The 15,167-nt window shown below is 41.0% G+C and carries 14 protein-coding genes; 8 read left to right on the top strand and 6 right to left on the bottom strand.

Annotated features, from left to right (window positions below):
* Positions 1-33: 33 nt before the first annotated feature.
* The 5 genes from ftsH to KV40_RS11925 all read left to right on the top strand — a co-directional run bounded on the left by ftsH (position 34) and on the right by KV40_RS11925 (position 5,374).
* Positions 34-1,974 carry an ATP-dependent zinc metalloprotease FtsH gene (ftsH, locus tag KV40_RS11905; RefSeq protein WP_081942836.1) on the top strand — a complete coding sequence of 647 codons (1,941 nt, stop codon included), beginning with the start codon at positions 34-36 and terminating at the stop codon, positions 1,972-1,974.
* A gap of 5 nt (positions 1,975-1,979) precedes the next feature.
* Entirely contained in the window at positions 1,980-2,804 is an 825-nt protein-coding gene (locus tag KV40_RS11910) for an RNA methyltransferase (RefSeq protein ID WP_036481463.1), read from the top strand.
* A gap of 97 nt (positions 2,805-2,901) precedes the next feature.
* A complete protein-coding gene (locus tag KV40_RS11915) occupies positions 2,902-4,146 on the top strand; it encodes a serine hydrolase (RefSeq protein ID WP_253274237.1) in 1,245 nt (414 codons plus the stop codon).
* Between the two features lie 156 nt (positions 4,147-4,302).
* Positions 4,303-5,013, top strand: a complete 711-nt coding sequence (locus tag KV40_RS11920) for a response regulator (RefSeq protein ID WP_036481468.1) — start codon at positions 4,303-4,305, stop codon at positions 5,011-5,013.
* Between the two features lie 127 nt (positions 5,014-5,140).
* Entirely contained in the window at positions 5,141-5,374 is a 234-nt protein-coding gene (locus KV40_RS11925) for a hypothetical protein (RefSeq protein ID WP_036481470.1), read from the top strand.
* A gap of 178 nt (positions 5,375-5,552) precedes the next feature.
* Here KV40_RS11925 and KV40_RS11930 read toward each other — a convergent pair whose 3' ends face one another.
* The gene (locus tag KV40_RS11930) at positions 5,553-6,308 is read right to left on the bottom strand and encodes a hypothetical protein (RefSeq protein ID WP_036481473.1); all 756 of its coding nucleotides are present in this window, start codon (positions 6,306-6,308) and stop codon (positions 5,553-5,555) included.
* 276 nt (positions 6,309-6,584) lie between these two features.
* On the opposite strand from KV40_RS11930, the gene KV40_RS11935 reads away from it, so the two are divergent.
* The gene (locus KV40_RS11935) at positions 6,585-7,619 is read left to right on the top strand and encodes an FUSC family membrane protein (protein ID WP_052055579.1); all 1,035 of its coding nucleotides are present in this window, start codon (positions 6,585-6,587) and stop codon (positions 7,617-7,619) included.
* Here the strand turns inward: KV40_RS11935 and KV40_RS11940 are convergent.
* Entirely contained in the window at positions 7,520-8,368 is an 849-nt protein-coding gene (locus tag KV40_RS11940) for an IS630 family transposase (RefSeq protein WP_072013741.1), read from the bottom strand. The two genes, KV40_RS11935 and KV40_RS11940, sit on opposite strands and share 100 nt — an antisense overlap.
* Positions 8,353-8,631, bottom strand: a complete 279-nt coding sequence (locus KV40_RS11945) for a helix-turn-helix domain-containing protein (protein WP_036476788.1) — start codon at positions 8,629-8,631, stop codon at positions 8,353-8,355. Before KV40_RS11945 ends, KV40_RS11940 begins: the two co-directional genes overlap by 16 nt.
* 43 nt (positions 8,632-8,674) lie before the next feature.
* On the opposite strand from KV40_RS11945, the gene KV40_RS11950 reads away from it, so the two are divergent.
* On the top strand, positions 8,675-10,063 hold the full coding sequence (locus tag KV40_RS11950) for an FUSC family protein (protein WP_172657278.1): 1,389 nt from the start codon (positions 8,675-8,677) through the stop codon (positions 10,061-10,063).
* Positions 10,064-10,193: 130 nt separating this feature from the next.
* Here KV40_RS11950 and proS read toward each other — a convergent pair whose 3' ends face one another.
* Complete coding sequence (gene proS / locus KV40_RS11955) at positions 10,194-11,996, bottom strand: proline--tRNA ligase (protein ID WP_036481477.1); 1,803 nt, start codon at positions 11,994-11,996, stop codon at positions 10,194-10,196.
* Positions 11,997-12,249: 253 nt separating this feature from the next.
* Here proS and KV40_RS11960 point away from each other — a divergent pair, with 253 nt between their 5' ends.
* Entirely contained in the window at positions 12,250-12,792 is a 543-nt protein-coding gene (locus KV40_RS11960) for a late competence development ComFB family protein (RefSeq protein WP_036481480.1), read from the top strand.
* Between the two features lie 157 nt (positions 12,793-12,949).
* Here KV40_RS11960 and KV40_RS11965 read toward each other — a convergent pair whose 3' ends face one another.
* Positions 12,950-14,275 (bottom strand): MlaD family protein, encoded by a 1,326-nt coding sequence (locus KV40_RS11965; RefSeq protein WP_072013816.1) that lies wholly within the window; start codon positions 14,273-14,275, stop codon positions 12,950-12,952.
* A 33-nt stretch (positions 14,276-14,308) separates the two neighbouring features.
* A complete protein-coding gene (locus KV40_RS11970; protein ID WP_036481483.1) occupies positions 14,309-15,112 on the bottom strand; it encodes an ABC transporter ATP-binding protein in 804 nt (267 codons plus the stop codon).
* Positions 15,113-15,167 lie beyond the last annotated feature (55 nt).

A 15,167-nucleotide genomic window follows, 5' to 3' on the forward strand; every position in this document is an offset into this window, starting at 1 on the left:
TCTCGAATACCATTTTTTTATATAAGACTACCTATGAAAAATAAGGGTTGGATCTCTAAGAAAAAACCAAATATTGGTACAAATATTAAGCTAACTACTAAAGGAAAACCGCAACGCAAACATTTTATTACTGCTGCTGTCGGCAAACTGGCTGTAGGTTTGACTATTTTACAGACTTTAATGCCAGTAACACCGGCTTTGGCACAACAAAAATCGGATAACGAATTAAGCTATAGCCAGTTTAAAGAAAAACTAGCAGCAGGGGATGTTACTAAAGTCGAACTAGATAAAACTACCAATACAGCCAGGGTTGAGTTAAAGGGACAACCTGAAAACGCCGAACCTAAAGAAGTATTGTTGTTCGATCGCAACGAAGGTTTGATTTCTGAAATTCGCAGTCGAGGTATAGATTTTAGCGTTGACGAATCGATCGATCGCTCTACTGCTGTTGGCGTTTTACTCAATCTAGCAATTATCTTTGTCTTGCTGGCAGGATTAATTATGATAATCCGCCGTTCGGCAAATGCTTCTGGTCAAGCTTTTAGCTTTGGTAAATCTAGAGCCAGATTTCAGATGGAAGCCAAAACTGAAACCAAGTTTGACGATGTCGCTGGTATAGAAGAAGCTAAAGAAGAACTACAGGAAGTAGTAACTTTTCTAAAAGAGCCAGAAAAATTTACCGCCGTAGGCGCGAAAATTCCCAGAGGGATGTTGTTAATTGGACCGCCAGGAACTGGTAAAACCCTGCTGGCAAAAGCGATCGCTGGAGAGGCGGGCGTACCTTTTTTTAGCATCTCTGGTTCGGAATTCGTCGAAATGTTTGTCGGTGTGGGTGCTTCTCGCGTCCGCGATCTGTTTAAAAAAGCCAAAGAAAACGCTCCTTGTTTGGTATTTATCGATGAAATTGATGCCGTCGGTCGTCAACGAGGTTCGGGAATAGGCGGTGGTAACGACGAACGAGAACAAACCCTCAATCAGTTGTTGACTGAAATGGACGGCTTTGAAGGCAATTCTGGCATTATTATTATCGCTGCCACCAACCGTCCCGACGTTCTCGATCCCGCTCTGTTGCGTCCTGGTCGTTTCGATCGCCAGGTAGTAGTAGATTATCCCGATTTTCGCGGTAGATTGGGAATTTTAGAAGTTCACGCACGGGGTAAAAAAATCGATCCCGAAGTTTCTTTAGAAGCTGTGGCTCGTCGTACCCCGGGATTTAGCGGGGCGGATTTAGCTAATTTACTCAATGAGGCGGCAATTTTGACCGCCAGACGCTACAAAGCTGCTGCTACTATGCTAGAAATCAATGATGCTATAGACCGCATCGTGGCGGGAATGGAAGGTATACCTTTAATTGACAGTAAATACAAACGTTTGATTGCCTATCACGAAGTCGGTCATGCAGTAGTTGCCACTCTAACTCCCAATCACTACCCTGTAGAGAAAGTAACCATTATTCCCAGAGGTGGTGCGGGCGGTTTGACCTGGTTTACCCCCGATGAAGAACTGGGTTTGGAATCTAAATCTAAAATTATGGCGCAGATTACCGCGACTTTAGGCGGAAGAGCGGCTGAAGAAATTGTTTTTGGTAGGGATGAAGTGACCCAGGGCGCACAACAAGATATTAAAATGCTGACCGATCTGGCACGTAAAATGGTAACTAAGTTCGGTATGTCCGATTTAGGCTTGCTGGCATTAGAAGGGCAAGAGCAACCAGTCTTTTTAGGTGGTGATTCGATGCAGCGTGCCGAATATTCTGAATCGGTAGCCGCTCGAATTGACGCTCAAATTAGAGCGATCGCGGTAGAATGTTACGAACGAGCTAAAGCAATTATCCGCGACAATAGATTGGCAGTCGATCGCCTGGTCGATTTGTTAATCGAACGAGAAACTATTGACGGTAAAGAATTCCGCGAGCTATTGGCAGAATATTCCACGCCCTCAAAGCCAGAATTGCAGCTATCACTTGACAAATAAGATTAGTGAATCCCCTAGCCAAGATTAAAATTGTTTTGGTCGAACCAGCAGGAGCGTTAAATGTTGGTTCGATCGCTCGGGTAATGAAAAATATGGGTTTGTCCCAATTAATCTTAGTAAATCCCCGCTGCGATCGCTACTCTGATGAAGCAAAAAAAATGGCGGTACACGCTATTGATGTCTTAGAAAATGCTGTTATTGTAGATAGTTTGCCCACCGCATTAGTAGGCTGTCAAAGAGCGATCGCCACTACCGTTCGACAGCGCACTTTTCCGATTAAGTTAGAATCTCCCTCAGCAGCTTTACCCTGGTTATTGTCCCCAAACTCAAACACCGCTTTAATTTTTGGTGCCGAAGAACGAGGACTGAGTAACAGCGAACTAAAATACGCTCAGAGGTTTGTCTGTATCGACTCCCATCCCGATTATCCTTCGTTAAATTTGGCGCAAGCGGTGGCTGTTTGCGCTTACGAACTGTACCAAAGCTGGCGAAACAATCTTGACAAGTTTGTTGGCTATGTTACCGTACAGGAGAAATCGAGTAATTTTGCCCAGTCTGCGGTTGACGTTGTTAAAAATCCTACTGGCAGCAACAACGCTAACTCAGCAAATAGCGCCTCGCTGGAAGTTTTAGAAGCTTATTACCAGCATCTTGAAGCTGTACTGTTAGATATAGGCTATCTCTATCCCCATACGGCTACAGCCAGAATGGATAAGTTTCGACGGCTTTATAATCGAGCCGAGCTTACAAGTAACGAGGTAGCAATGTTGCGAGGAATACTCCGTCAAATACAGTGGTCGATAAACAACTCGTCGAAAACGAAAGAATAGAGATCGGGCGGGTAGTAAATGTAGGAAAATTCTACGTCCGATCGTTCTTTCAATCTGGGTAGTATATTTCTAATTTGTGTCGGAGAAGAAACAAGCCGTGAGTCCCAAACCCGAAAGTATTTCTAAACCAAAAGCCAATCGCGCTCGCCGCAGTCTTAAATTATTCCGTCGTGCGAACTGGAGCGATTCGACTTCGGCAGCTGTAAATCGACTATCATCTAGCAACCACCAACAGCCCAAAAGCCGCACTCGCCAAAAGTTTACTGCCGATTTACAGCCAAGAACAGCTAAACATCCTACTACTTTCTGGCACTCTCGCTTTCGAGCTTCTCCTTTATACATACCTTTTTTGGTAACGCTAAATTTAGCAGTAATTGCCGTTGGTTTGAGTACTATTTTGGGAACGACCATCTCTATAGCCAATTCACTTCAGGTAACTTCACCTCAAGATAATGTTTCACCAGATAAAGTTTTGGCAGAAAACGCCGACAGCAATACCTCTCGATTAGAAAAGTTGTTTCCTATTGCTGAGTTGGGCAAAGAAATTCCCGCTCTTCAAGCCCAATTAGAAGACTTAGCTGCTCAATATCCCCAACTAGAACCAAAAGTATTTCTCGCCGATCTCGATACTCAAAGCTATGTCAGTATTGATGGTCAAACCCCACTTTCTTCCGCTAGTACGATTAAATTACCAATACTGATTGCTTTCTTCCAAGATGTAGACGCGGGCAAGATCGACCTACAGGAAGAACTAACTATAACCGAAGAAGTTGTTGGTGGTGGTTCGGGTGGTATGCAGTACGAACCCATAGGCACAAAATATACCGCTCTCGAAACTGTTACTTTAATGATTACGGTAAGCGACAATACTGCTACTAATATGTTGATCGAGCGTTTGGGGGGACAAGCTGCTCTCAATCAAAGATTTATTGATTTGGGTTTAACTGCTACTAGATTGCAAAACCCATTACCAGATTTAACAGGAACTAACACTACCAGTACCGAAGATTTGGGCAATTTACTGGTTCAACTCGCTCGCGGCGAATTAGTTTCTATACAATCGCGCGATCGCCTGCTGTTAATTATGAGAAGTATTGTCCGTAATACGCTTCTTCCTGAAGGTTTAGAAGCAGGAGCGATAATCGCTCACAAAACAGGAGATATTAAATCAGTTTTAGGAGATGCAGGGATTATCGATATGCCTAACGGTAAACGCTACATAGCCTCTGTATTAGTCAAGCGTCCCGACAACGACCCACAGGCTAAAGAATTTATTCAGCAGATGTCTCATCTTGTTTATCAGTATTTCACCTTACAACCAACTGACACCTTTACTAATTAAATGTCAAACTAATTACCCCGATCGACGCTTGAGGACTTGGGGATATAAAGGACTTGAGGAAATCTCCCTACTTCTCTAATTCCCTACTTCCTTACTCTCCAAATCAAAATATTTTATGTTTAATTAAGTGAAGTTACTTAGTAGGGGTTAGCAAAAATGGAAATTTTAATAGTTGAAGACGAAAGCGAAATCGCTCAACTAATTAAACAAACCTTAGAAAGAGAAAATTTTAGTTGTGCGGTCGCGAGTAACGGCTTACTGGCACTAGAAAGCTTTAAACAGCAAGAACCCGATTTAGTAATTCTCGATCTCATGCTTCCTGGTTTGGACGGTTTGGAAGTATGTACTCGCATTCGCCAACAGCCTAACGTTAAAGATCCTTACATTTTGATGCTGACCGCCAGAGGAGAAGAAATAGATCGCGTTATTGGTCTTTCTACTGGTGCCGATGATTATTTAGTCAAACCATTTAGCCCCAGAGAATTAGTAGCGAGAGTTAGAGCTTTATTGCGCCGCAGTCTGCGTCATAGCACACAAGAATCATCTCAAATTTATCGCACCAAGCATTTTACAGTTGATTTAGACCAGCGTATTGCAACTCGTCAGCTAAACTCTCAAGCGGCAGAAAATCTCGATCTCACTACTTTGGAATTTAATTTATTGGCGACTTTTATCAGCTATCCAGGTCGGGTTTGGAGTCGTACCCAACTAATAGATAAGCTTTGGGGTAATGATTTTTTTGGTGACGAACGTGTAGTCGATACTCACATCAGACGCTTGCGTAAAAAAATTGAGCCTGATACTGCTAATCCTACTTTTGTTAAAACTGTAGTGGGAGTGGGATATAAGTTTGAAGATGAAGCATAGTACCGCTATGCGGAAGTCAAAAGTCGAAAGTCAAAAGGCAAAAGGGAATTATGGCTATTTAAAGGTTTTTAATTTAATTGGGTCGATATACTTAGCAAACCTCAAAAAACTATTGTAGGAAGATATTATGGCTTTTGGCAAAATAAATAATGAGCTTAAACTTATTGGTAAAAGTAAAAATATTCCAGGGGTAGCATTGCTAGTTTCCAATCGCCTGAAAGAAAAACTAGGTGACAGAGTTTACGAGCGATTACTGCAAACCTTAAAAAAGGAGTCTGTATACGAACGAGCACCTAAACTCAATACCAAAGATGGTGATGCTTACTTACACCATCCAGGCTATCTACCACCAAACTACTAAGATTTTTTTGAGTCTACTATTAAGAGAGTCGATCGCATTGAAGATTGCTATTTAGAAACTCCAGCCAAAGTTTTTGAGTGTCGCGATAAAAATAAGTATAATTTCAAGAATGAAGTTAACTAAATACGGTAGTTAGACGTTAGTTGCTAGTTGTTAGTAAATAAACATTAGTTAATAATTATTGCTCGGTTTCTTGAGCAGTTTGTAATTTAGATTTAAGTTCATCAATTTTAGTGATAATTTCTTGTCGGTGCTGCTTATCTCGAATATTAGGAAGAACCAGCGACCAGGCTAAAATTTGAGCCTCAGTAATGTCGGGATTTTGAGCTAAAAACTCAGCAGTATTACGATAGCGAACAGCTAGTTCTGCACCGCTCTCTCCATGAATAGAAGCTAAGTCTGCTGCCGTTTTATAAGAATTTTTAGCCGCTTGAATATCCCCTAAATACAATAACTCATCTAAACCTTTTGCTGTCCATAATAAGGCAGCTTCTGGCGATTCTGGAGAAACTGACTTTAAAACCTTTTCCATTAAAATAATAGTTTCTTCGGGCTTACCAGCATGGATAGTATTAGCAGTAGAAAGAGTTAAATAGGCTTTAGAGAAACGAGGATCGAAACTGCTAATTGTTTTAAAATAATCTGTAACCAATGAGTGACCAGTCTGTTCTCTAGCTGGTTTATCGCCATAATATTGAATAAAATTCAAATAAGTCCAATCAGCAACTATGTTGTCATAATCTAAACCAGGAAGTTGTTGTTGAGCGTTAACCAATCTTTTTTGCTCTTGTTCTTCTTGATAATAGTTGTTTGATGAAGATGGAGTGAAAAAATCTCGATATTGCTGACATTGTAAAATAATTACTCCTGTCAGACAGCTAAACCAAACAAAGGGTAGAGTTTGAGTGAACTTGAGTAGGCGAGAGAAGAACATATTTAAAAAATAAAAACTAAAATATTTAGAACGAGTGTTTTCACTTAAGTGATTACACTTATACTGCCATAGTTTTTATTTACTGTCGTGAGTTTGTAACGCGACTCAGTTAATTAAAATGTCTACTTCGATCGCCCGAACAACATCTATAACAAAGATTGCAGCAACTACTAAATGTATTTTTGCAACATCTTGATTCATTAAAACTTTAATTCCCTTCATCACAAATTTATTCTAAATTTATGTATTTATTTCTACATCGCAGACAGTAAGTTAATGTCCCCAAAAAATCGGCAGTTTCTTGGTTGGTTATGGCAGCAGTTTCAACTCCAGCAGGGTAAACCCGCTTACATCTATGGCTTGCGAACACTTTTAGTCTTAGGAGCACCTATTGCAGTAGGATTTCTTCTCGGTAAACCTACGGCAAGTGCGATCGCAACTATCTCGGCTTTATTTGTCGGAATGGTTAATATTAATGGAACTTATCGCCAGCAAGCTCTAGCAATCGGTACGGCAACAGTTGGTATTACTTTGGCTTTGTTAATCGCCAATTTAGTTAGTAGTAATTTTTGGTTGACTATTGCCACGACCTTTACAGTCATTTTTGTCCTCGGTTTGGCTGGTTTGTATGATGCGGCAGCGGCGAGAGTTAGCTTAGTTATTTCGATGATGTTTATTATCTCACTAGCTAGATTTTCGTCGTTTCCCAATTTGGTTACGATTCTCGAACAATGTCTGCTTTGTCTGGCTGGCGGACTGTGGACTATGGTATTGTCGTTGAGCTTATGGATAGTACGACCCTATAAACCCGTCATTCAGTCAGTTGCCGATTGCTATCTTGCTTTGAGTAAATTGACTCAGTTAGCACAGAACCGAGTAACCAATTTGCAACAGGAAGATACAAATTTTTTACAAACACAAGATGCAGCAATTCAAAATATAATTTTTGCCCGCGATATGTGGACTTCGGTTTGGACTAAAGAAAAAACCGATAATCCCAGAGGAGAACGATTGCTGGTGTTGTTGGAAGATGCCAATCAAATTGCTAATTCCCTGGTGGCATTGGCAGAATTAATCGCGATCGCTTCTCAGAAGTCTTTATTCGCTCTTTTACAACCAGAAATCGAAAGAGGGACAGAACAAATAGTAGTAAGTTTGCAGAGATTGTCAACTGCTTTAAAAAAAGAGCGATCGATACCTTTAAACCGCATCTACTTTGAAAACCGTAGTTTTTCTTCTTCTGGATCGAGGTGTTTTTTAACCCACAAGCGATCGCTTAAAAACAGTGGAGTAGTATTAATTAGATGCTGAAAATCAGCAACAGCAGAAATTAACTCTTGTTGTTGGTCATAACAAACATGATAAGTTATGTCTTCTCTGAGCCATTGCCAAAGATGTTCGACAGGCATAAAATCTGGGCTATAGCCAGGTAATTGTAGAAGATGGATGTCCATTGCTGATGCTGCCTCGGTGACCACTTTAGCACGATGATATGGTGCGCCATCCCAAACCACAGTTATTTGTTGCTGGGGAAATTCGACTCGCAACTTTTTGAGAACATCAATGGTATTAATTTTCTCTGCTTTCTCATAAGGAAAAATTCTGGTTTGCGCCTGATTATAGAGGTAAACACCATAAAAAGAGACTTTCTTTCTTCCAGGAGAACTAGAGCTGACCCAAAACCTTTCTCCCCGAATTGACCAACCGTAACCTTCATCGGTATCTAAATGTATATGGGCTTCATCAATATAGATAATTAATCGCTTTTGATGAAGTGCATCCTCTAATAATTCAGTAATTTGTTCGACAAATTCAGCTCTTTTGGCGGTATTGCCTTTATTAAGCAACTTCTTCGCTTTCTTCCAGGAAAAACCCATCTGCTTAAGAGTTTTTCTGACTGTCTCTCGACAACAATTTATCTTCCACTTCTGTTTCAGCCAGTGGACGAATCTTTTTAACGTCCAACGTGGAAACCCTTGAGATTTCCTCCCTCTTTCTTGTGGTGCTAATGCTGACCTTAAAAGAGCTTTCTGGATTTGATTCCCTAAATCTTTTCGCACCGTTTCGGAAAAAAAGGGTTTCTTCCTCCCGTTCTTTGATACTCGACGGCTTTGAGACCTTCTTGATTATAACGATGCACCCATTCCATTACTGTTTGGGGATTTCTTCGGGTTTGTTCCCCTACCTTTGTAGCACTTTTCCCTTCACTAATTTCATACAATGCCATCAGTCTCTCTCTTGTTCGAGGATGTTTGGCAGCCAATGCCTCTGTTCTTAATAACTCTTTGCTTTGATTCCAACGAGCGTAATCTACTTTTAACATCAAATCGATCTTATTTTTCTTCTCTTAATCAGCCTATTTGATTTTGAGCCAAAACTCCAGTTTTCAAACTGGACGGGGTTTAGAAGATTTAGAACGAAGTATAGAGGCGTTAGAACACCAATGGCAAAGCGTGCGCGATCGCATCCATCAGCAAACCCTTAAAATTCAAACTAGTGATTATGCAGAACTCGTCAATCTCAGAAAAATCGTTACGAGTTTGACTAAGCTATCACAACAAATTCATACCGATGCAGAAATTGCGACTAATTTGAGTTTTAGCTCTACTCCCTCGAACAGTTTCTTTCTAACCCAGCCACAACCTTCTTTTTGGTGGGACACGATTAAAAATAATTTTAACTTTCGTTCGGTTTCTTTCCGTCATGCTTTACGTTTGGCAGCGATTGTCATCACCGCCCAATTAATTGCTTATGTGTTGCCCATATCTAGAGGTTATTGGATTACTCTAACAGCACTGGTCGCTCTAAAACCTAACTTTGGTGGAACATTTCAGAGTACGGGGCAAAGGGTTCTTGGAACTATTGTCGGCAGTATTATTGGCATTGTTTTAGTGACTCAAATTCATAACTCTGTGGCGATCGCCTCATTGGTTTTGCTGTTGATGTTTGGTGCGATGTCGTTGCGTTCTTTGAGCTACAGCATTTTTATTACTTTACTCACACCCGTAATTATTTTGCTACTCAACGTTATTGGAGTTGGAGACTGGAAAATTGGCATCCTGCGAATTATCGATAGTTTAATTGGAGGGGGGCTGGCACTTTTGGGCAGTTACTTACTGTTTCCTAATTGGGAAAAAGAGCAGCTTCCCACCCAACTAGAGCAAACGATTCAAGCTAATCTGGCTTATTTTCAGGCAGTAATCTCTATATATTTAGCTAAAAACAATGATGGTGAAAGTTCGCTACAGCGATCGCGCCATCGAGCAGCATTAGAAAACGCCAATGCCGAAGCAGCAGCCCAAAGATTATTTAGCGAACCGCGTCATATTCGCGGAGAAATCGAACCCGTTATGACTCTAATGCTGTATATTCGTAGCTTTTTTAGCTCTGTAACTGCTTTGAGCGAACATTTAGCAGAACTCAGTGAAGAAAATCGCTTTGCTCACATCGAAGATCTTACTGAGGCAATTGCAAGAGTGTTAGACAATTTAGCCACCGCTCTCAATCGAGGAGAAGAACCCCAACCTTTACCAGCTTTAGATAATTATCTGGCAGTTATTGGCGATCGCCTCGAAAAATTACATGCAGCTCGTTTCCTAGAAATGACTGCTCATTCTATTGCCGTAACTCCTACTTTGCGATCGATACGAGAACAGACTCCAGTGGCTACCGAACTAAATAGAATTGTTCGCTCGGTAACAATTATGCACTGCACTATTAGTAGAATGCGAGAGATTGAAGCCAAAGCGCGATAACCTTAATTTCTAATCGAGTACAAATCCGAAGAAGTTGCTAGGCTTTAAAGAGTTAGAGTAGCAGGACAGAGTACGGAAGAAAAATTCTCCCTGCTCCCTGCTAAGGACAGCAATGCTCCCATGCTTTTATCTATGTATCTTTTTCCAACCAAGTTTTAATTGTCGAAGTCACCTCAGCAAGGGGGATTTCTTGAGATTCGTGGTTAGCTCTCTTAACTACTTCAACTTTTCCCGATTTAAGCGAGCGCCCCGTAACAATCCGATAGGGAATACCGATCAGATCGCTATCTTTAAACTTAGCCCCCGCTCTTTCCTGGCGATCGTCTAGTAAAGTCTCCACGTTAGCCTGGTTTAATTCTTGATAGAGTTGTTCGGCAGTTTCTACCTGTGAGGAGTCGGACATATTGGGAATCACGATAATTACCTGATATGGTGCGATCGCTACTGGCCAAATAATACCGTCTTTATCGTAAGATTGTTCCACCGCAGCTTGTGCCAGACGCGAAACCCCGATACCGTAGCAACCCATCCACAAAGGTTCTTCCGTACCTGCCTCGCTAGCGTAAGTAGCCCCCATTGCCTGAGAATATTTAGTTCCCAACTGAAAAATATGTCCTGCTTCAATTCCTCTGGCACTTTGAAGGGTTTGACTGGAATCTAGTACCGAGCGTTCGCCTACCTTAGCTGCTTTAATATCTACCACCAATTCTGGAAGGGTAAACTCCTTACCCCAATTAGCTCCTACTACGTGGTAGCTAGACTCATTAGCACCAGTAATAAAGTTTTCTAACTTTACTACCGTTTTATCTGCCAGTCGTAAAAACTTCGGTGCCACCTCTTTAGCAGGACTAATACAGTCATCATCGAGATTGGGAGCAATATAACCTAGAGGCAGAGGTTTTGCTGCCCATTTCTTCTGTGCCGTTTCATCGGGTACGTTCAAACCGATGACGGTATTGGCATTATATTGGGGAGCGAGTTTAACTAATTCGTTTTGCAGTTTGACTTCATTAATATCAAGATCGCCACGAATGCTAATTAAAACTAATACTTTGATACCGTTGTCGTAAATAGCTTCGTAAAGAACGTTTTTAACAATCGCGGTAGGCGAACATTTTAAAAACTCTGCTAGTTTGGCAATAGTTGCGGTGTCTGGGGTTTCTATCTTTTCGTAGCTAGTAAATGGCGAAGCTACGGCATCGGTTGGCAGAGAAACCGCTTTTTCAACATTTGCCGCGTATTTACCGTCTTCGGTGTAAAGAATTTCATCTTCTCCCGCCTCTGCTAGAATCATAAACTCCTGAGAACCAGAACCGCCAATGGCTCCCGAATCTGCTTCTACTGCCCGAAACTGCAAACCGCAACGTTTGAGAATATTATTATATGCCCGATCCATATCTCGATAGGTTTGTTTGAGGCTAGCTTCATCGGTATGAAACGAATAGGCATCTTTCATAATAAATTCTCGACCGCGCATCAAGCCAAAACGAGGGCGAATTTCGTCGCGAAATTTAGTTTGAATCTGGTATAAATTTAGCGGTAGCTGACGGTAAGAACGGATAGCATCTCTAGCGATCGCGGTAATTACTTCCTCATGAGTGGGACCTAATCCCAGCTCTCGCTGCTGGCGATCGACTAAGGAAAACATAATTCCTTCGGCTTTAGTATAGGTATCCCAACGCCCCGACTCTTGCCATAGCTGTGCTGGCTGTATTTGGGGTAACAAACATTCCTGCGCCCCTGTTTTATCCATTTCTTCACGCACGATTTGAGAGACTTTTTGCAGCACCCGCCACATTAGGGGTAAATAAGCGTAAATACCGCTACCGATGCGACGAATGTAACCCGCACGCAGCAGCAACTGATGACTGGGAATTTCTGCCTCTGCTGGATTTTCTCGCAGCGTGACAAACAGCATTTGTTGTAAGCGCATTGTTATCTCTCTAGCTAAACTTAGGAATACTTATTTTAGACTAAAACCTTTTAGTTACTTTTACCGAATTAATTTAAGTTTTCAATAAAGTAAAGTAAGTTTTACAACCTAATAGTTAAAAATTTAGATGAAGTTTGTCGATTCTGTGACGGCATATCTAGTCATTTAAATTTATTTATGTATATATGGAGTAAAGCAAAATATTTAATTTTTAGTTTTATTTACTTAAAAAAATATTAACGGAGATAGATTGATGAAAATTGGAGCGCAAGAGGGCAACTGGGTAAATCGCAATGTCATGGAAATTTTAGTTAAAGAAGAAATTGACAGACAAATTCGCCGCTATCCGTCAAATGTTGTCAAAAAAATCAATCTTTTAGAAGTAGCTACTTATGCGTTAAATAGATTGCCAGCTTTATATGCTTCTTCTCAGCAAGGATTTAACAAACAAAAATTAAAAGGACGTGCGGAACACAGCGTAGAAATTACTCAAGCCGTTCGTCGAGGTTTTGCGGCGGTACAGCAAGATTTATTGCGTTATTCCGTTCCCTTGATTGAATCTACTGAGCCAAGTATTAACGACGATACTAAGGATATTGAAGAAGCTAGAAAAGCCTTGCAAGAGTTAGCCAAGTATTTACCCAATGGTGAATTTTCTTGGTCTAAAATTGTTAAGTTAATCAAACCTTATTTAGCCCAAGCTAATCTTAAAGACGCAAGTTCTACTCGTCGCTTTGATAAAATAACCTGCAACTCTAGTTCCGAATGGGTAGGCAACTCTAGCTATCGAAAATAATCTGTGTCAAGTCGCGAACAAAAGAAGTTTTAAGAGAAGCAACGAAAAACAAGTTTTATAGTCATTTTAGTTAATTAATACCTATAGTTTCTTTTTGGAATAACTATATTTATTAAATATAAAAACTATTAGTTTTAAAATGTGACCCAATCTAACCTTATTTTTCTTGCCAAAATTCATTACTTTGATGTTTATTTTTATCGAAAGAAAAATTAGTTGTTGACTCTGGCTGAAACTTGGAAAAAGATAGAGTTTCATTTATTGGTGCGATCGCCTTTGGCGGTACGCGGGGCGTAATCGCGCCTTGCGCACTGGCAGAACTAATCGTAGCTCTAGTTTCTATTTGACGTTCGAGACGGTCGGCAGAAGAAACTAAATTACTCAAGCCGTTAACTAAATTTCTGACGTTTTCTAAAAATGCAGGATCGCCAGTAAAAGCTTCTAAATCGGAGGTGATTTTTTGAGCATTGGCAAAAGTAACTCTAGCCGAGTCTAGTGTTTGTTGCAGCGTCACCAAGCTGTTGGGATCGTTAAATGTCTCGGAAATATTTTTAAGATTTTCCGATGCTGCTGCAGCATTAGCCGTGAGAGTCTCTAAATTTTGTGCTAGCTGTTCGGTGTCGGTAGTACCTAAAGTATTGTCTAGTTTGACAATCAAACCTTGCAGGCGATCGCTCGTGGTACTAATACTATTTAAAGTTGTAGTTAGATTGCCTTGATTTTGTTCTAATAAGCGATTGACATTGGTGGTTAATTCACTGACGCGATCGGCAGTAGTCTGATATTTTTGAGCGGTGGTCACTAATTCGCTAGAAGTATTATTAGCAATATCGCTCAAATTATTAGTTATCTGCGAAACGCCAGCAAGCTCTCGTTCGACATCTTTTACCAACAAAGAGACATCTTGACTCAGATCGGCTACTCCTGCGGCGGCTCTAGAGGCATTGACAACTACAGAATCAATTTTGGCAAAAAACTCTGGATCGCCGTAAAGCTGGCTAAAACGGTAGGTCAAGGGCAGCAAATCGTCTAGAGTCAAACCTTTTTCTCCAGGAAGGCGAGCATTATTGCATAAGATCGCGTTAGCATTGCAATTGTTACCAACGGGATTTAACTCTAACTGGTCTGCCGATAGTTGAGTTTCGGGAATGATATCGATAAAGGTTTCGCCAATCAAGCCAGAACTTGTAGCTTTAACGTTGACATCTCTGGGAATAACTAAGTCAGAAGAAGAAATTTCGAGAGTAACATCGACTCCATTAGTACCCGATTGAATATTGGCAATTTTGCCTACTCTCAGTCCTCGGTAGCGAACTCCATCACCTACTTGAATACCATTAACGTCGGGAAATTCGACTTGGATTTGGTAACTTCTGCTACCAAACTTAATTCCTCTCAACCAAAGAGCAATTCCTGCTACTAAGGCAACACCAACGATAATTAATAAACCGACAGAGCCTTCTCTTACAGTGCGCGATCGCATGATAAATTCTATCCTCTCACTCTTAAATATAGTTTAATCGCCGACTCCAATTGGACCTTCAATACTGGCACTAAAAAATTGCCTGACCAAAGGATTATCAGTAGTATCGATTTCCTCGACTTTTCCCTGCCACTGAATTTTGCCTCCGTATAAAAAGATAACGCGATCGGCAGTGCGGCGGATGGTACTTTCTTGGTGAGTTACCATTAAATAAGTACCACACCCTCTTTCGGTACACTGTAAGTCACGCACTAAATCTTCAATCACCGTCGAAGCGATCGGATCTAGACCTGCGGTAGGTTCGTCATAAAGCACTACATCGGCTTTACTGTCTTCGTCTTCGGGATTAGACATAACCGCCCGTGCAAAGCTGACTCGCTTCCGCATACCTCCAGACAATTCGGCAGGATAGCTATCATTAGTTCCCGATAGTCCTACCATTTCTAATTTTTCATCAACTAATTTCCTGATTTGTTTGTAGCTTAGATCGGAGTGCTCGAATAAATAAAAGCCTACGTTTTGCTCGACCGTTAGAGAATCAAACAGTGCTGCTTGTTGAAACACCATACTGATAACAATTCGGTCTTCTGCATCTTCGATCAGACCCAGACGTTTTTTGCCTCTAATATAGATTTCTCCTCGGTCTATAGGGATCAAACCAGCAATCATTCGCAAAATTGTAGATTTACCAGTACCAGAAGGTCCGATAATTACCAAAGCTTCACCGCGATCGATCTTTAAATCGACGCGATCGAGAATTACTTTGTTGCCAAAGCATTTGCTAACCCCTCTTAACTCAATTAAAGGCGGTTCTTTGCCGTTTGTGCTATCGACCATAGTTGTATCAGTAGAGAAGTAGTTGGACTTTTAAACGAGACTTGCGCTTGCCGAG

This window comes from Myxosarcina sp. GI1 (assembly GCF_000756305.1).
Classification (GTDB): Bacteria; Cyanobacteriota; Cyanobacteriia; order Cyanobacteriales; family Xenococcaceae; genus Myxosarcina.